Source organism: Streptomyces doebereineriae (assembly GCF_031845645.1).
GTDB lineage: Bacteria > Actinomycetota > Actinomycetes > Streptomycetales > Streptomycetaceae > Streptomyces > Streptomyces canus.
Map to the genome: position 1 here is coordinate 463,513 of NZ_JAVREZ010000001.1, position 15,351 is coordinate 478,863.

General features: G+C 69.5%; 17 protein-coding genes and 2 pseudogenes. 8 read left to right on the plus strand and 11 right to left on the minus strand.

Going from position 1 to position 15,351, the window contains the following annotated elements; translation table 11 throughout:
* Window positions 1-2 precede the first annotated feature (2 nt).
* Complete coding sequence (locus RNB18_RS02210; RefSeq protein WP_311712410.1) at window positions 3-1,694, minus strand: aldehyde dehydrogenase family protein; 1,692 nt, start codon at window positions 1,692-1,694, stop codon at window positions 3-5.
* Between the two features lie 5 nt (window positions 1,695-1,699).
* Complete coding sequence (hisC, locus tag RNB18_RS02215; protein ID WP_311712411.1) at window positions 1,700-2,746, minus strand: histidinol-phosphate transaminase; 1,047 nt, start codon at window positions 2,744-2,746, stop codon at window positions 1,700-1,702.
* Window positions 2,747-3,089: 343 nt separating this feature from the next.
* Here hisC and RNB18_RS02220 point away from each other — a divergent pair, with 343 nt between their 5' ends.
* Window positions 3,090-3,749, plus strand: a complete 660-nt coding sequence (locus tag RNB18_RS02220; RefSeq protein ID WP_311712412.1) for a hypothetical protein — start codon at window positions 3,090-3,092, stop codon at window positions 3,747-3,749.
* 20 nt (window positions 3,750-3,769) lie between these two features.
* Here the strand turns inward: RNB18_RS02220 and RNB18_RS02225 are convergent, their stop codons facing one another.
* Window positions 3,770-3,955, minus strand: coding sequence for a hypothetical protein (locus RNB18_RS02225; protein ID WP_311712413.1), 186 nt, complete (start codon window positions 3,953-3,955; stop codon window positions 3,770-3,772).
* Between the two features lie 83 nt (window positions 3,956-4,038).
* On the minus strand, window positions 4,039-5,049 hold the full coding sequence (locus RNB18_RS02230; protein ID WP_311712414.1) for an ArsR/SmtB family transcription factor: 1,011 nt from the start codon (window positions 5,047-5,049) through the stop codon (window positions 4,039-4,041).
* A gap of 111 nt (window positions 5,050-5,160) precedes the next feature.
* Between RNB18_RS02230 and RNB18_RS02235 the strand changes: the two genes are divergently transcribed.
* Complete coding sequence (locus tag RNB18_RS02235) at window positions 5,161-6,123, plus strand: LysR family transcriptional regulator (RefSeq protein WP_311712415.1); 963 nt, start codon at window positions 5,161-5,163, stop codon at window positions 6,121-6,123.
* Between the two features lie 39 nt (window positions 6,124-6,162).
* Here RNB18_RS02235 and RNB18_RS02240 read toward each other — a convergent pair.
* Window positions 6,163-6,382 (minus strand): annotated as a pseudogene (locus RNB18_RS02240) (darcynin family protein); the annotation flags it as partial.
* Between the two features lie 8 nt (window positions 6,383-6,390).
* Here RNB18_RS02240 and RNB18_RS02245 point away from each other — a divergent pair.
* The 3 genes and pseudogenes from RNB18_RS02245 to RNB18_RS54060 form a co-directional block, all read left to right on the plus strand.
* Window positions 6,391-7,070, plus strand: a pseudogene (locus RNB18_RS02245) (LysR substrate-binding domain-containing protein); the annotation flags it as partial.
* Between the two features lie 328 nt (window positions 7,071-7,398).
* Window positions 7,399-8,574 carry a glycoside hydrolase gene (locus RNB18_RS02250; protein WP_394817573.1) on the plus strand — a complete coding sequence of 392 codons (1,176 nt, stop codon included), beginning with the start codon at window positions 7,399-7,401 and terminating at the stop codon, window positions 8,572-8,574.
* Between the two features lie 34 nt (window positions 8,575-8,608).
* Window positions 8,609-8,716 carry a YxiG-like protein gene (locus tag RNB18_RS54060; protein ID WP_449657632.1) on the plus strand — a complete coding sequence of 36 codons (108 nt, stop codon included), beginning with the start codon at window positions 8,609-8,611 and terminating at the stop codon, window positions 8,714-8,716.
* A gap of 42 nt (window positions 8,717-8,758) precedes the next feature.
* Here the strand turns inward: RNB18_RS54060 and RNB18_RS02255 are convergent, their stop codons facing one another.
* Both RNB18_RS02255 and RNB18_RS02260 read right to left on the minus strand, forming a co-directional pair.
* On the minus strand, window positions 8,759-9,490 hold the full coding sequence (locus tag RNB18_RS02255) for a dienelactone hydrolase family protein (RefSeq protein ID WP_311712417.1): 732 nt from the start codon (window positions 9,488-9,490) through the stop codon (window positions 8,759-8,761).
* 190 nt (window positions 9,491-9,680) lie between these two features.
* Entirely contained in the window at window positions 9,681-10,148 is a 468-nt protein-coding gene (locus RNB18_RS02260; protein ID WP_311712418.1) for a MarR family winged helix-turn-helix transcriptional regulator, read from the minus strand.
* Between the two features lie 105 nt (window positions 10,149-10,253).
* Between RNB18_RS02260 and RNB18_RS02265 the strand changes: the two genes are divergently transcribed.
* Entirely contained in the window at window positions 10,254-11,201 is a 948-nt protein-coding gene (locus RNB18_RS02265) for a quinone oxidoreductase family protein (RefSeq protein WP_311712419.1), read from the plus strand.
* Window positions 11,202-11,438: 237 nt separating this feature from the next.
* Window positions 11,439-12,125 carry an alpha/beta fold hydrolase gene (locus RNB18_RS02270; protein ID WP_311712420.1) on the plus strand — a complete coding sequence of 229 codons (687 nt, stop codon included), beginning with the start codon at window positions 11,439-11,441 and terminating at the stop codon, window positions 12,123-12,125.
* A 146-nt stretch (window positions 12,126-12,271) separates the two neighbouring features.
* Here the strand turns inward: RNB18_RS02270 and infA are convergent, their stop codons facing one another.
* The 4 genes from infA to RNB18_RS02290 all read right to left on the minus strand — a co-directional run bounded on the left by infA (window position 12,272) and on the right by RNB18_RS02290 (window position 14,526).
* Window positions 12,272-12,496, minus strand: a complete 225-nt coding sequence (gene infA, locus RNB18_RS02275; protein ID WP_057613374.1) for a translation initiation factor IF-1 — start codon at window positions 12,494-12,496, stop codon at window positions 12,272-12,274.
* Window positions 12,493-13,284: a GNAT family N-acetyltransferase gene (locus RNB18_RS02280; protein ID WP_311712421.1), complete on the minus strand. Its 792-nt coding sequence runs from the start codon at window positions 13,282-13,284 to the stop codon at window positions 12,493-12,495. The genes infA and RNB18_RS02280 overlap by 4 nt, the downstream gene beginning before the upstream one ends.
* Window positions 13,285-13,628: 344 nt before the next feature.
* Window positions 13,629-13,805 carry a hypothetical protein gene (locus tag RNB18_RS02285; protein WP_311712422.1) on the minus strand — a complete coding sequence of 59 codons (177 nt, stop codon included), beginning with the start codon at window positions 13,803-13,805 and terminating at the stop codon, window positions 13,629-13,631.
* A gap of 43 nt (window positions 13,806-13,848) precedes the next feature.
* Entirely contained in the window at window positions 13,849-14,526 is a 678-nt protein-coding gene (locus RNB18_RS02290; protein WP_311713002.1) for a helix-turn-helix transcriptional regulator, read from the minus strand.
* Window positions 14,527-14,611: 85 nt separating this feature from the next.
* On the opposite strand from RNB18_RS02290, the gene RNB18_RS02295 reads away from it, so the two are divergent.
* On the plus strand, window positions 14,612-15,049 hold the full coding sequence (locus tag RNB18_RS02295) for a DoxX family membrane protein (RefSeq protein ID WP_311712423.1): 438 nt from the start codon (window positions 14,612-14,614) through the stop codon (window positions 15,047-15,049).
* Window positions 15,050-15,351: the final 302 nt, after the last annotated feature.

Here is a 15,351-nt window from a genome sequence, read left to right on the forward strand (position 1 = left end):
GGTCATACGTCGGCCAGCGCGGCGTCGACCTCGAGCCGGGTCGGTGCCGGGACGGGAGCCGACGGCGGGGCGTGCCGCCGGGAGCGCACCACGCGGAACCGGCCGGTGACGAAGTTGACGCCGGAGCCCGGCAGTTCGGCGAGGGCCGAGGACGGGTCGGCGGGCAGGTCGTCCAGGTTCTCCACCAGATGCACCCCGGCGTCCAGTGCCGCGGTCCCGGCCGCCGCCAGCACCAGCGGGTCGGTGGAGTGCACCGAGGTGTACAGCGCTCCGTGTCGCGCCACGGTACGGCGCAGGAGCGCGAGGCTGTGCGAGGTCGACTCGGTGCCCACCAGGAAGGAGACGGGCCCGGGCCACTCGCGGGTGTAGACGCGTTCGTCGGAGGCGCGCAGCCGCACCAGCAGCGGGCTGCGCAGGTCGGCGTACGGGTGGTCGGGATGGGCAACGGGGCCGGAGGCGTGCAGGACCGGGCCGTACCGTGCGGCATCCGTCAGGGCGCCGCGTACCTCGTCAGCGGTGATCGCGCCCAACGCCCTTGCCGCGCGGGCGGGATGGCCGAGCAGCCGGTCGACGGCGTCACCGAGGTCGGCCCCGAGGTCCCGCAGTGTCTTGTGCCCCTCGTCGGTGGTGAAGCCCCGCTCCGGAACCAGGATGTTCTGCGGCGTGGTGCGCACCGTCCCGTTGCACCGGCACGAGGCGAGGGCGAGACCTCGGACCAGGCGCCGGTAGTCGTCGGTCGAGTCCACGACCACGGTGTTCAGCCCGGTCCGGTTGGCGAACACGACGGCCTGGCGCGCGTGTTGCTCCAGCCAGTCGGCGAAACGCGCGGGGCCCGTGTAGTCGACGATGCGCACCGCCGGGTCCGTGGCCAGCCGCCGGTGCACCTGCCGTTCCGGTTCCGCCACCGCGAGGGTCACGAGGTCGGGGGAGTGACCGGCCTCCGCCAGCACCTGCCGGGCGACCCGCACCGTGATCGCCAGCGGCAGCACGGAGCGCGGGTGCGGAGCCACGACGACCGGGTTGCCGGTCACCAGGCTGGCGAACAGGCCCGGACAGCCGTTCCAGAGCGGGAAGTCGGGACAGCCCACGAGCAGCGACACCCCGCGGGGCACCAGGGTGCAGGTGCCCTGCAGTGGTTGCCCGCCCCGTTCGGCGCTCTTCCAGTGCAGGTCGGCCGGGACGCGTTCCGATTCGGCGAAGGCCTGGGCCACCGCCTCCAGGGCACGGTCCTGAGCACGTGGCCCGGCGGCGCGCAAGGCTCCCTGGAGGGGCTGGCCGGTGGTGTGATGGACCGCGAGGGCCAGTTCGTGGCTGCGGGTGTTGAGCCGTCGCAGGATCTCCACGGCGAGTCCGGCGCGCTGGTACGGTCCGGCGGCCCGCCAGCCGGCCGCCGCGCGCCCGGCCGCCGCGATCAGCTCCGCGGGATCGCAGCGGGGGTAGTCGATGGGCGGGGCGAGGCCGTACGGCGACGATTCCGTGCGCACACGGCCGAGTTCGCCGGGCTGCCCCAGCTCGAACGGCCGCCCCAGCAGTGAGCGGAACACCTTCCCCGCGGTGCGGGTCGACCTCATGCCCGCGTCGGCCGCGTCCTGGCCGGTGGCCTCGGTGAAGGGGCGACGGCACTCACCGGCGGCGATCGCGCGAACGACGCTCTGCAGCAGCTCGCGATGGCGCTCGTAGGGACCGGGGCGCATCGCCGTCAGCCCTGCCGGCTCGCCGCGAGCGTGAGGAGGGCGTCGTTCTCCTCCGGCAGTCCGATCGTCACCCGGACGCCCTCGCCGGGGAACGGGCGCACCACCACCTTCCCGTCGGCGCAGTGCCCGGCGAAGGGTGCGCTGTCCGCGCCGAGCGGCAGCCACACGAAGTTGGAGTGGGAGTCGGGCACGTCGTGGCCCAGCGCCCGCAACCGCCCGGTGACACGATCGCGTTCGGCGACCGTGAGGGCGGCCCGCCGGGCGACCTCCGCGCGCTCACCGAGGGCGACCACGGCGGCCCGCTGGGCGAGAGCGCTGACACTGAACGGCACCTGCGTCCGGCGCACATGCGCCGCGATCCCGGGCGGCGCGACGCAGTAGCCGACCCGCAGCCCGGCCAGGCCGTACGCCTTCGAGAAGGTCCGCAGCACCGCCACGTTGGGCCGGTCGCCGAGGAGGGCGAGGCCGTCGGGGACCAGGGCGGGATCGGCGTACTCCCGGTACGCCTCGTCGACGACGATCAGCACATCCCGCGGCACCCGGTCCGCGAAGTCGGTCAGGGCCCGCGCCCCGACCGCCGTGGAGGTCGGGTTGTTGGGGTTGCACACGAAGACCAACCGGGTCCGGGCGGTGATCGCCTTGGCCATGGCGTCGAGGTCGAGGGCGTGGTCACGCAGCGGCACCCGCACCGCCGTACCGCCTGCCACGGCGGTGAGGATGGGGTACGCCTCGAACGAACGCCAGCCGAAGACGACCTCGTCACCGGGCGCCACGACGGTGTGCAGCAACTGCCCGCACACCTCGGAGGAGCCGGCGCCCACCGCGATCCGGTCCGGCTCGACACCGTGGTGCGCCGCCAGAGCCTCGATCAGGGAGGCGGCGTGCAGATCGGGATACCGCGAAACACCGCCGGCGGCCTCGGCGAGGGCTTCGGCCACCCCCGGCAGCAACCCGTACGGGGATTCGTTGCTGGCCAGCACGACGGCCCCGGGCAGTTTGCGGCCCGGGACGTAGGCGGGCAGCTGGGACAGGGACGCACGGACACGCACCATGCTGGTCTCGCTTCTGCAGCGCTGGGACCCGAGGCCTGGCCGTCGGGGACTTGACAGGCACAGCGTGAAGAGCGGACGACAAGCGCTCAACTGTTTGGGAAATTCGGCTACGAATCGCCGAAAACAGGGTGCTGATCGGCAAACCGTCTCCCGGCCGACCCTGCCGGACCTGTGCCACGAGACGGACGGCAGACCCTCTGCCGTACCCCTGGCTCCCCCTTTGATCACGGGACGGACACAGCGGGCCCTCGATGCCCCCGCCGCGGCCAGGACACCAGCAGGCTGCTCGCCGTCCCGGACCACGCGACGTCCGCGGCCCGCCCCGTTCCGATCGAGGGAGACCATGCACAGCACCCAGACCCGCTTCCGCCACACAGTCCTGACGGCGGGCGCGGCGGTCCTCGCGCTGCTCGCGACCGGCTGCTGGAACGCGTCCGCGGGCGCGCAGACCGGCGGCTGCCGCGACGACGGCGACTGGTCGGGGCGGGGGAAGGCGGCCTGGCTGCGGACCGCGGTCGCCTTCCACGCGACGACCGACGGGACAGACCCGTCGTACGCAAGGGCATCGGTCGTCGTCCGCGGACCGCGTACGGGCGATGTCCGGGTGCTGTGCAGACCGCTCACCGTACAGGTCGAGTTCTGGACCCTGACGGCCGCGAAGACGAGGCCGGAGATGTCCTTCGTCATGCGCTACGGACTGTCCGCGGACGGCGGCACAACCCGCACCGTCGCTTTCCCGGCCGGCCTTCCCACCGGACAGGACGGCGCCTGCGTACGGGTCCTTGTCGCGGCCTACGCGGGCACACCCCTGGCCGATGGGGAACTGCCCCGGATGACAGGGGACTTGGCCACAGCCGGGGACGCGGACGTGCGGTTCGGGACGGCACGGATCGGTGTGCACCGGCTGCTCCCGGCACAGGGTCCCACGCAGTGCGAAACGGGCCGGTCGACGCCGAGCCCGTCACCCACCGCGTCGACCGGCTGGGACATCTATCATCCGTGACGCGGTCACGGCGGGGGCGCCTACTGGTAGCAGGGAGGCCCGCACTGGACGGTGAAGGTGCCGTTCTGTCCGTCGGCCGCGGCCGGGACGGCTGGGATCTTGCTGGTCTCCCATGGCATCGGTGCTGCCATGGCGGGTGCGCCGAGCGAGCCCAGGGCGGTCGCTGCCAGGAACACCACGGTGATCGCCCGCTTGTGCAGGTTCATTTGTTCTCCCCCTGGTCGTGTCTGTGTCGTGCCCCGTGGTCGTCAACGCTTGCAAGGAGAGTGCCACGCACCCGCACCAGCCGCTATGTTTTCGATCCCCCTCGAAACGTCGTCCCGGTGCCGGCCAGCAGGTTGCGGGCCAGTGGGGTCGCCGTGTGCTCGACGTGCTTGCCGTCGCGTCTGCTGACGACGAGTCCCGCACCGCGCAGGACGCCTATCTGATAGCTCGCACTGGCCGGTGCGAGCCCGAGAGCGCGCGCCAGCTCGGTGGTGGTACGAGTGCGATGACCGGCCACGTCGACCAGAACCGCGCTCCTCGTCCGCCCGAGCAGTCGTTCCAGCCGTTCCTCGCCGGCTCGCGCGATGTCGAGCGGCTGCTTCATGACGGGGTAGACGAGGACCGGATCAAGGTCGGGATCAGCAAGGGCCGTCGGTCTGCGCCAACAGAAATACGACGGCACGAGCGTCAGCCCCCGCCCGTCCAGCCGCAGTTCCCGGTCGACGGGATAGTCGACGTCCAGAAACGGCGGGTTCCATCGCGCGAAGGGGTGCAGGCCCTCCAGCAGGGCGGCGCTGCCTCCGCCGAGCACGTCGCGCGTGCGGACTGCGACGTCGTCGACCACCGCCGAACGGACGTGCCGCCAGTGGGGTTCCAGGAGTGTCCGGAACGAGGCCCGGAGAGCGTCGGAGACCAGTTTGAGCGAGGCGACGGCCGGTTCGTGGGGGCCGCGCATCCAGCCCGGCACCGGTCTTGTGCCGGCGAATCGCGTCAGTTCCGCGGCTAATCGATCACGGGGCGTCGCCCGCAGCTCGTCGAGCCCCGCCTCAAGGCACTCGCCGGTGACCGAAGGCGTGAGGAAGTCGGGGATGTAGCCGGAGGCCGGGATGACGGTGCGCAGGGTGTGCAGCGCATGTGAGGCACGTCGGTCCCGCGACAGCCGCCGACCTGTCTCGCGGCGCCAGTGCCCGAACTCCACGAGCCCCTGAGACGTCTGGAGGCGGCACACCGCGCACATCAACTCCCACAGGGGTTCGGGCTGCTGAGCGATCCGGATGTTCTCAAGATCGCGCCAGCCGAAGTGGATACGAAGCAAGTGGCTCCTTGCGAAAGCAGGTGTGGACCCCATAGATCCTGATGTAGTGGGTCTGGAGGGGAAAGCCGCGAGCTGGGAGAGGATGCCCTTCTTGTCGATAAACTTTCGTTTATGAGTCCTGGTGGCGGATCCGGTGGCAAACGAGAGCCGAGCTTCCACCAACTCCGGCTCTTTCTCGTTCTCGCGCAGGAGCTCCACTTCGGGCGCGCGGCAGCCCGGGTCTACGTCACTCAGCCCGCTTTCAGCCAGCAGATCCGGTCGTTGGAGCAGCGGCTCGGTGTCGTACTCGTCGAGCGCGGCGGCGGGAATGTGCGGCTCACCGCGGTCGGCCAGTCCATCGCCGAGGAGGCCGGGGCAGTGGTCGATGCCATGGCCCGGCTGCGCCAGGCGGCCGACCGTCATGCCGGTGCGGCGCGTGGGCTCCTGAGGATCGGCAGCCTCGGCGCCGAGGCCGCCATGCCCTACGCGCAGGCCATCCTCTCCCACCTCCGCGGAAAGCACCCGGACCTCGAGATCGAGGTCCGCAATCTGACCTTCGTCGACATGTTCGGCACTCTGCTCACCGGGGAGGTCGACGCCGCCTTTCTCCGCGGTCCCCTGCCCGGCGGCATCCAGTCCCTGCAACTCGCCACCGAGACACGGGTGGTCTGCCTGTCCGACGACGACCCGCTCGCCGACCGGGACACCCTCACACTCGGCGACCTCGCCGATCGTACGGTCGTCGACATGCCCCCGGAAGTGCCCCGGTCATGGTGGGACCACCTGACGCTCAATCCCCGCCCCGACGGCACAACGGTCCGCTTCGGCCCTGTCGTCAGGGACACCGAGGCCATGGTCCTCGCCGTTACCCAAGGCAGCGCGATCACCTTCCTGCCCTCCGCGGCCCGCCGCCTGTACCCGCGCGCCGGCCTCACCTATGTCGACTGCCCGGAACTCGGTCTCTCGACGGCCGAACTCGCCTGGCTCGCGGCCCACCGCAACGCACCGGCCGTCTCCGCCCTGCGCGAGGCAGCCCGCCAGACACTCCGGCCGTCCGGAAGCCCGGCTCTCGACTCCGCGTCCGAGGGGCGATGAGAGCGGGTCCTGGGGCGGTTGGTTCACTCGCGAGGTGCCTCACGTGATGGTGGCCACGGGTTCGAGGCCGTACGTTTGCGTAGCCGTTCTCGGTGGCGACGAGGAGATCGACGACCTCGAAGTACCGGTCCCAGAAGGGGGTTTCGCGCAGCGCGTCGACGAGGAGCTGGTAGGCGTGGTGGCCTTCGGCTTCCCACACCCAGACGTCGGTGACGCGAGCGGAGTAGAACTCCGTGTCGTAGAAGCGTGACCGGTGTCTGGGTGTGGGAAGCCGCCGACGTTGTACGCAGCCTTGGAGCTCTGCTCAGCCCTGGCGCGAGCGTCGACCCAGCCGGTCTCCGCAGCACGTTCACCCTCCAAGCCGCCGACCTTGTGGGCGCGGCGCTGGCCCCCGGACTGCTCGTTCCGGGGCCGGGCCGAAGAACTGGAGCCCGGCCCCGCACTGCGCGACGGCCGTATCGACCTGGAGATCGGATCCATCGACCACGTGGACCCGGAAACCCAGGTCGAAGAGCTGGTCAGCCTCCGCATGGTGGCGGTCGTCCGGCCCGGTCATCCGCTCACGGAAGGGGCGCTGACCCCGGTCCGGCTCGCCGCAGCCCAACACGTCGCGGTCAGCCGCCGCGGCCGGTTCACCGGCCCCCTCGACACCGCCCTGGCCGAGCAGAACCTCCAGCGGCGGGTCGGCGTGGTCCTCCCCAGCCCTCTGGCCGCGATGACCCTCGCCGCCCGCAGCGACATGGTCTGCCTCGTACCCGCCGCACTCCCCGGCGCTGCCCCTTCGCCCCTCACTGACGACGCCAGGGCCCTCGGACTGCACCTCCTGGACATCCCCCTGGCACTGCCACCGCTGACCATCGGCATGGCCTGGCACCCCCGACAATGGTGCTCAGCGGTGGCTCCGCAAGGCAGTCCGCCGAGTTCTCTGCGCGCGTCGAGAGGGTTGACCGCGGTGAGTGGCATCGTTAACTTTCGACTGGTCCGCCACTTGGACGGTGTTCACGATATCGAACGGCGTTGGTGTCTTACCGAGCTGTTGAATGCTGGCTGGGCGGCATTCAGCGGCACCTCCCATCAAAAACGGCACGGTAGGCATCCCTGGCAGTGGGAGCGCTCCCACCACAATCAAGAGGAGGAACCGTGACGCAGAGCCGCAATGAGCTCCCGGCCGGGGAGAAGAGGTCGACGAGCCGGAGGACCGTCCTCGCGACATTAGGGACCCTGCCCGTCCTCACCGCCGCGACGTCGGTAGCGAGAGCCTCTGATGCGGGTGCCGTGACGGCCGCAGCCACGGCGGTCATCGACCCGTCGGCCACACGGCAGACGATCCGTGGCTTCGGCGGCATGAGCCACGCAGCCTGGATCGGCGAACTCACTGCGGCCCAGCGGGACATGGCGTTCGGGACCGGAGACGGAAGGCTGGGGTTCTCCCTGCTGAGGATCCCGGTACCCGAGGACCGCGCGGCCTGGAACCGCGATCTGGCCACGGCGAAGCGCGCGGTCGAGCTCGGGGCCGCCGTCATCGCCTCGCCGTGGAATCCTCCCGCCTCCATGGTCGAGACCTTCGTCCACGGCAGCCAGACCAACGCGCGACGCCTCAGGTACGACATGTACGGCGCCTACGCCCAGCACCTGAACGACTTCAACACGTACCTGCGGAACAACGGCGTGAATCTGTACGGCATATCCGTGCAGAACGAGCCCGATTACGCGCAGGACTGGACGTGGTGGACCCCCACCGAAATGGTTCGCTTCCTGCGGGAGAACGCCGGCTCCATCGGCACCAGGGTCATCGCGCCGGAGTCCTTCCAGTACCTGAAGAACATGTCCGACCCGATCCTCAACGACTCGGCGGCACTGGCCAACGTGGACGTCATAGGGGCCCACCTTTACGGCACGTCGTTCGCGAACTTCCCTTATCCCCTCTTCAAGCAGAAGGGAGCGGGCAAAGAACTCTGGATGACGGAGGTCTACTACCCCAACAGCACGGATTCGGCGGACCTCTGGCCCCAGGCGCTCGACGTGGGGGAGCACATCCACCGCGCCATGGTGGACGCCGAGTTCCAGGCCTACATCTGGTGGTACATCCGGCGCAGCTACGGCCCCATGCGCGAGGACGGCCAGATCAGCAAGCGCGGCGCCACCATGGCGCACTACGCCAGGTTCGTCCGACCCGGGTATGTGCGGGTCGAGGCGACGGCGAAGCCGGCGACGGACGTCTACGTCTCGGCGTACCGGGGCGGTGGCTCCACGGTCGTCGTCGCCGTCAACAAGGGGGCCGCCGCGGTGAGCCAGCAGTTCACCCTGGCGAACAGCGCCGGGCCCACTGTCTCGTCCTGGCTGACCGACGCGAGCAGGAACGTCGCGTCCCAGGGGACGACGGCCGTGTCGAACGGCTCCTTCACCGTCATGCTCCCCGCTCGAAGCATGATGACGTTCGTGATCCGCTGAACCGGGAGTCCGGGGCTTGAGGCGTAACGGCGTCGTGGATGCCGCAGTACGTGAACAGATTGTCTGCATGACGGCGGCGCCGGCCACTGGGGTCGAGCCGTCATACATGCGGTACTTCTTCCGACGCTGCGTCGAGGCCTGATGCGACTCATCGACGACCGGCCGGACAAGTCCTAATGCCGCGTCAGCCAAGGTGCCGGGCGAAGAAACGTAGCGTGCTGTCCGTCTCGAATGCCGGGACCTCACCGTGCTTGCCGGGGTTGGCGTGCAGGGTCTTCTCGGTTGAGGCGAAGGCGTCGAACAGGGTCAGGCTCTGGGTCCGTGGCACTCGCTCATCGTCCCACTGCACGAGGAACTCCACCGGGACGGCAATCCGCGCGGCGGTCTCGGCTGACACCTCAGCACCGGCCAGGCCCAGCACCGCCGCCCGGACCCGGGACTCGGCGGCAATGAGCGGGACACCGATCACGCAGCCCAGCGACACACCCCAGTAGCCAACCGGGCCAATGCCAACATGGCTCAGCTTCTGGACCGCGTCGAGAACTGCCTGCCATTCCGGCACGATCTGGCGGACAACGAGCGCCTGGAAGCCGGCGATCAGCGGGGCCAGTGCCTCACCGGCGCCAAGCCGGGCCTCGTACTCGGTCGCAATCCGAGTGAACTCCTCATGTTCCGGCCGGTCACCGTGGCTGGGCGCATCGACAGCCACCACGGCGAAGCCGCACTCGGCCACGAAACGACGCGCATGGTCCACGATGCCAGTGGCCTTCTTGTGCTGACCGCCGCCGTGCCCCAATGCGATAAGGGGGCGGGTTCCGTCGGCACCTCGTGGAGTCCAAAGCACGCCAGGGATGTCGCCGAGGAGAAAGAGCTGTTCAAGGACTCCGTCGGACGACGTCTCAGAGGTGAAGCGCATAGCGTTTCGGGCCTTTCGGGATGCCTGCTGCGGGCGCTTTCTGCCGTACTCCGTCCAGGGAGCCGTTCTGCCGCTCCTGTTGAAGTGGGCTTGCTGAAGGCTCAGTTGGCGCCGCTGCTGCTGCGCGGAGTGCCCGGCGGACGAGCCACCGTTTGCCGCCGGCAGGTTCTGCACTGCCGCGGCCGAGGGGTCAGGCGATGGACGGGCCTGTCGCCTGGCGGGTCTGCTGGACCAGCACGGTAGTGGCGCGTTCCAAGAGCTCACAGAGTGCGGTGTGTTCGGAGGGCGTGAACGCGTCGGCAAGCGCGCGCTCGAGAACGACCACCTCTTGATAGGCGCGCTTCAGCACTGCCTGACCCTTGTCGGTCAGGGTGGCGATCTGCACCTTGGCGTGTACGGGGGATGCCTCGCGGCGGATGAGTTCCTTGCTCTCCATGTTGGTCAGCACACTGCTCATGCTCTGCTGCGTCACCCCGCAGCGGCGCGCCAGTTGGGCACCGGACAGGTCGCCTTGGCGTGAGAGGAACAGCAGCACGGTGTACTGAGTCATGGTCAGCCCGTAGGTGCGCAGCACTGCCTCGTGATGCGCCATCAGTGCCTGCTCCGACCGCCTGATCCGGGTGCAGAGGTCGTCCTCCACCGGTGCCGGTGCTTCCACGATGCACTCCCTCTCCGTTAACAGATTCATGTGTTGACTCAGGGACCTTATATACCTAGGGTCCTCGACTATAAGGATACTGAGTCAACACAAGGGGCTGTAACCGTGAAGGCTGTTCTTCTCGACGCCGCAGACCGCTACCAGATCGCTGACATTGACGAGCCCACCCCCGGCCCCGGCGAGGTGGCGATCCGCGTCGCCTACGTCGGGATCCAATGGGGCGACACCATGGTCCGGGACGGTCTTTTCCCCGTGCCGCGTCCCTATGTCCCCGGGTTCGAGGCGTCCGGGCACATCATCGCGGTCGGCCAGGGCGTCGAGCCAAGCCGTGTCGGCGAGCCAGTTGCCGCACTGACCACGGGAGGCGCCTACGCCGAGGTGGTCGTAGCCCCCGTCGTGTTCACGATGGACGTGGGCGACATCTCGCTACGGACGGCCGCAGGGATCGGGTGGGGGGGACCGACCGCCTACGACCTGATCAACACCGCCGCACATGTTCGTCCCGGCGAGAGTGTGCTGATCCACGCCGCCGCCGGAGGGCTCGGCACATTGGCCGCCCAGTTCGCCCGACTGGCCGGAGCCGGCCGGATCGTCGGCGTGGTCGGCAGTACCGCCAGGGCCGCCTACGCCGCCCAGTTCGGTTACGACCAGATCCTGCTGCGCGAGGAATTCCCGGCCGCACTCGGCGACGAGAAGTTCGACTCGATCCTCGACCCGGTCGGCGGACAGACCCGGCAGGCCGGCCTGGAACAGCTGGCCCCGCACGGCCGACTGGCGGCATACGGCAACCTCAGCACCTACGAACCGGTTTTGGTCAGCGCCAACGACCTCCTCATGCGCGGCACATCACTCGTGACGTACAGCAGCATCCTGCTCAGCCAGACCCACCCTGAGCGACTCGCCGACAGCGCCCGTCGCGCACTCGGCCTTGTCGCCGACGGCCGGGTACGCGTGGACATCACCGCCGAATACGACATGGCAGACCTGGCCAGTGCCGTACAGCGGCTCGCAGAGGGCGCCACTCTTGGCAAGAGCATCCTTCGCGTCGCCTGACAAGAGATGCCGATCCGCATCCCTGAGCCCGGGAGGACGATGTCTGGGGCGCCGCGGCGGCCGGGCGCGCGGGCCCTTCGCTGAGGCGGAACGGTTGGAGCGACACGGTGTACTTCTCGGATTGGCCGCCCCCATCGAGTGCTGCCGGGGTTGAGCCCACGTGCTGACTGGGGACGGTGGTTCGGCCGCTGGTGAACGCCGATCCGTCGGCTGGACCAGTCCGCATATTCTCCGGACATGGTTGATCAACGATCGGTCGACGTGGGCGGGGTCCGGCTGGCCTATCGGATGTCGGGTTCGCCGGATGCTCCGCCGCTCGTCCTGTTGCACGCGCTGGGCGAGGATGCCAGTGACTGGGAGGTGGTTGTGCCCGCCCTCGCCCGGAGTCGGCGGGTGTACGCCCTCGATCTTCGCGGTCACGGCCGAAGCGACTGGCCGGGGGACTACTCGCTCGAACTCATGCAGGCCGATGTGCTCCAGTTCCTGGACGCGCTGGGACTTGGCCCAGTGGATCTGATCGGGCACTCCATGGGCGGGATCGTGGCCTACCTGCTCGCGGAGGACCAGCCGCAGCGAGTGAGCCGGCTCGTCCTGGAGGACGTTCCCCTCCCGCGTCCTCGGGAGCAGACCGCCTTGACCAGGCCGGACGGCGCCCTGACCTTCGACTGGGAGATGGTGCCGGCCGTCAGGCGGCAGATCGACGTGCCTGCCCCCAGGTGGCTGGAGCGACTCAGCCGGATCACCGCCAAGACCCTCGTCCTCGCCGGCGGCCCACAGAGTCACGTTCCTCAGGACGGCGTCGCCGAGCTCGCCCGCCGTATCCCCGGCGGGCGAGTGGTCACCATCCCGGTTGGACACCTGATCCACCACGCAGCACCGGAGCTGTTCACCGAGGCGGTTTCGGCGTTCCTGCAGGAGGAGTGAGACTGGGGTCGGCCGCTCCATGTCATCGACTGCGGCGTCGCCGTCCCAGACCAGCCCGGACGGACTGCGCCTGCGAACGTCGCCCCGGTCACGGAAACGCTGTGACCGGGGCAAGGATCAGCTGTCGCGGAGGGTGCCGATCGCCGCTAGTTCCGGTACCGGAACACGATCCGGCCGCGCGTCAGGTCGTACGGCGGGAGCTCCACCAGCACCCGATCTTCCAGCATGATTTTGATGTAGTTCTTGCGGATCTTCCCGCTGATGTGCGCGAGCACCTGGTGGCCGTTCTCGAGCTCCACGGTGAACATGGCGCTGCGCAGGCACTCGATGACCTTGCCCTCGACTTCGATGACGTTCTTGTGCTTCGTCATCGCACCAGCTCCAGGTTGCTGCTCATCGGCTGGGCGCCGATGCCCTCGAACAGCGCCGTGGCCGCTTGGTTGGACTCCTGGACCTCGGTCCAGGCTGCGGCGGACCCTGAGTTGTGCAGCGTCCCCAGCGCGTGGGCCAGCAGCGCCCGCGCGATGCCGCGGCGCCGTTCGCCGGCCCGGACCGCGACCAGCCCGATGCGCGGCCGGATCACCGTCACCACCCGGATGAGACCCAGGTAGCGGTCCGGCGCCGCGGCCACCGCGTACTTCGACGGGTCGACGATGGTGTCGCCTTCGGGGCGGGGGATCACCTCCGCCGGCATGGACTGCCACCCGACGGTCGCCTCGACTTCGTCACGGATCGCGCGGTCCACCGCCCTCAGCAGACCCTCGTTTGCCTGGCCGGCGGGCACGATCCTCACGCCCGTAAGCGGCACGACTGCCTCGAGCCCTGTGACCCGCGGGTCGGTCGGCACGACGTACTCCCACTCGCGGCGCCGGACCGTGAAACCGGCCCGCCGCCAGCCGGCCGTCAGCTCGACGTCGGCTTCGTCGACCACCGTGTACAGCGGTGTCGGCAGTTCCGCCAGCATCGCCTCGGCGAGCCGGTCGAAAATGGCGTCGTGCCAGGCGTCGATGCTGACGAACAAGCGTCCGTCGGGCCGGTGATGCGCATGCCCACGGCCGACCACCAGGTCGTCATCCAGCGCATGCCATTGCCTGTCCGCGACGCGCGTGATCATCACCGCGTTCTCGCTCAGGCCAGATGTGAAAGGTGTTGTGTTCATCGGAGTCTCCCTCCAGGAGTGCCTCGATCTCAGGCGCTCCTGGCGACACCGAACGTCAGCCGCCGGACCGTGACGGGTTGAGGGAGCACCCATGGGTAACTGTGTTCACGGGTCTCACCTCCATACGACGACTTCACGGTCCATCAGGACCGTAGCAGCGGGGCGTCGCCTCTCTCCAACCCTTTTTCTGCAGGCGAGTTGGATGGGTGTGGGAGCAGGACCTGGCTGTCATGGACCTTGGCGGGAGGCGGCGGCGGTTGGGCGTGGACGAGAAGGACTTCGGGTGACGTGGAACCGACTCCACGATCACGCTCCACGCAGTCGACGAGACCCGCGGACACATCTCACCCGTGGCCCTGCTCCGCGAACTCGACGAATGCGGCTGACCAGGCAACTACTCCACGAGATGGATGCGGCGCCCATGCCGGTGTGACGGCGATCCAGCGCAGCGGCTCGACGACGGCCTTGCGGACGACGGCGACACCGGTGACCGCCACCCCGCCGGCCATCGAAGTGCACAAGCGCCGCACACAGGCGAGCTGCCGGTTCCGTCGCGGAGGTCGATCAGGCGACGGGCTCCAACCGGACACAGCACCGGCCCGGGCTGGGCGCCAGTCGGGCCGCGTACCCGCTCTCGCCCAGCCCGCCAAGGACACCGCGCAGCAGATGCAGGTTCATGCCGCAGACCGTCTGCGTGTACTCACGGGCCAGGGAGTGGAAGGGGCAGTTGCCGAGCACGATGGCGCCTTCTTCGTGCCGCGGTTCGAACCCGTACTGCTCCAGCAGGTCGAAAAGACTTCCGCTGCCCGGCCCGCCCAACAGCGTGCCGAGCTCCTCGGCCCTGCGGTGCAGCACCTCCTGCACCGGCGCGCCGGTTGCCGTGGATTCCTCCACGGACTGTGCCAGGAGCCGCCCGGCGAGTTCGTAGCGCCGGTCCGGCAGGCTGACCGCGATCTGTTTCGTGGAACGCCGGTACAGCTTGGCGGGTCGGCCCGCCCCCGGACCGGCCCGCCCGCTGCGCCGCTCGTAGACCACGTCGAGGAGGGACTCATCGGCCAGGCGGTCGAGATGGAACGCCGCGGTCTGCCGCGCCAGACCGAGTGCGGCGGCCGCCTCGTCCCGTCCGACCGGGCCGGGCTGGCGCACCACATGGTCGTACAGCCTCCTGCGTGTCGGCTCGTCCAGTGCGGCGATGGCCGAGACATCGGCGTCGCGTACTTCCTTCGGGTCGTCCACGAACACCAGTGTAAAACCAACAGCCATTGACTAAAGAAAGGACCGGCGCTTCTATAGGTAATGAGAGTTGCCGATAGAAGGAGAGCCCCTCATGACCTCCGCAACCACAAGCCCCGCATCCCCCGCCACCCCGCGGCGTGCGCTGCTCGCCGATCCGGGCTATCAGGCGTTCGTGATCCTGCGCACCGCCTTCACGGTGGCGCCGATCCTGTTCGGGCTGGACAAGTTCGCCAACCTGCTCGTGGACTGGCCCGCCTACCTCGCGCCCTGGATCAACGACATCGTTCCCGGCAGTGCCCAGGCGGCCATGTACGCCGTGGGCGTGATCGAGGTCGTCGCCGGCATCGCCGTGGGCCTTGCGCCCCGTTTCGGAGCCTGGCTGGTGGCCGGCTGGCTGGCCGGCATCATCGTCAACCTCCTGACCATCCCCGATTACTACGACATCGCCTTGCGCGACTTCGGCCTCCTGCTCGCCGCCGTCGCACTCGCCCGACTCGCCGAGCGCTACCACGGCAAGCGGCAGGACTGAACCGGCGCGACCCACGCCGATTGCCTCCCGCGGGCGGCGCTTGCAGGGGCCGCCCGCCAAGGCCCGCCGCCGCGAAAGGCAGAGCGGGCCCAAAGGTACGGAACTCATGAGCGGCGAAGGCGACGCGATCCGCACACTGCGCAGGCGAGTCCGCCACCACCCGGCGGCGCCGAGAGCGCTGTGGGCCGTAAGAATCCGCCGACGGCCGCCCGCCGCTCCGGGCTGCACAATGTTCCGCCACGGCCGCGGCGATCCGGGGATACGGCCGGTAAGACCGGTGAGGTGGAGCGGGGGCCGGGTCG

What these genes read in the sequence shown, in the direction of transcription:
- RNB18_RS02255 (WP_311712417.1), bottom strand. Translation starts at nt 9,490, where the DNA reads ATGCGCTTCACCTCTGAGACGTCGTCCGACGGAGTCCTTGAACAGCTC.
- RNB18_RS02225 (WP_311712413.1), bottom strand. Translation starts at nt 3,955, where the DNA reads ATGAACCTGCACAAGCGGGCGATCACCGTGGTGTTCCTGGCAGCGACC.
- RNB18_RS02295 (WP_311712423.1), top strand. Translation starts at nt 14,612, where the DNA reads ATGACCTCCGCAACCACAAGCCCCGCATCCCCCGCCACCCCGCGGCGT.
- RNB18_RS02280 (WP_311712421.1), bottom strand. Translation starts at nt 13,284, where the DNA reads ATGAACACAACACCTTTCACATCTGGCCTGAGCGAGAACGCGGTGATG.
- RNB18_RS02220 (WP_311712412.1), top strand. Translation starts at nt 3,090, where the DNA reads ATGCACAGCACCCAGACCCGCTTCCGCCACACAGTCCTGACGGCGGGC.
- RNB18_RS02210 (WP_311712410.1), bottom strand. Translation starts at nt 1,694, where the DNA reads ATGCGCCCCGGTCCCTACGAGCGCCATCGCGAGCTGCTGCAGAGCGTC.
- RNB18_RS02270 (WP_311712420.1), top strand. Translation starts at nt 11,439, where the DNA reads ATGGTTGATCAACGATCGGTCGACGTGGGCGGGGTCCGGCTGGCCTAT.
- infA (WP_057613374.1), bottom strand. Translation starts at nt 12,496, where the DNA reads ATGACGAAGCACAAGAACGTCATCGAAGTCGAGGGCAAGGTCATCGAG.
- RNB18_RS02235 (WP_311712415.1), top strand. Translation starts at nt 5,161, where the DNA reads ATGAGTCCTGGTGGCGGATCCGGTGGCAAACGAGAGCCGAGCTTCCAC.
- hisC (WP_311712411.1), bottom strand. Translation starts at nt 2,746, where the DNA reads ATGGTGCGTGTCCGTGCGTCCCTGTCCCAGCTGCCCGCCTACGTCCCG.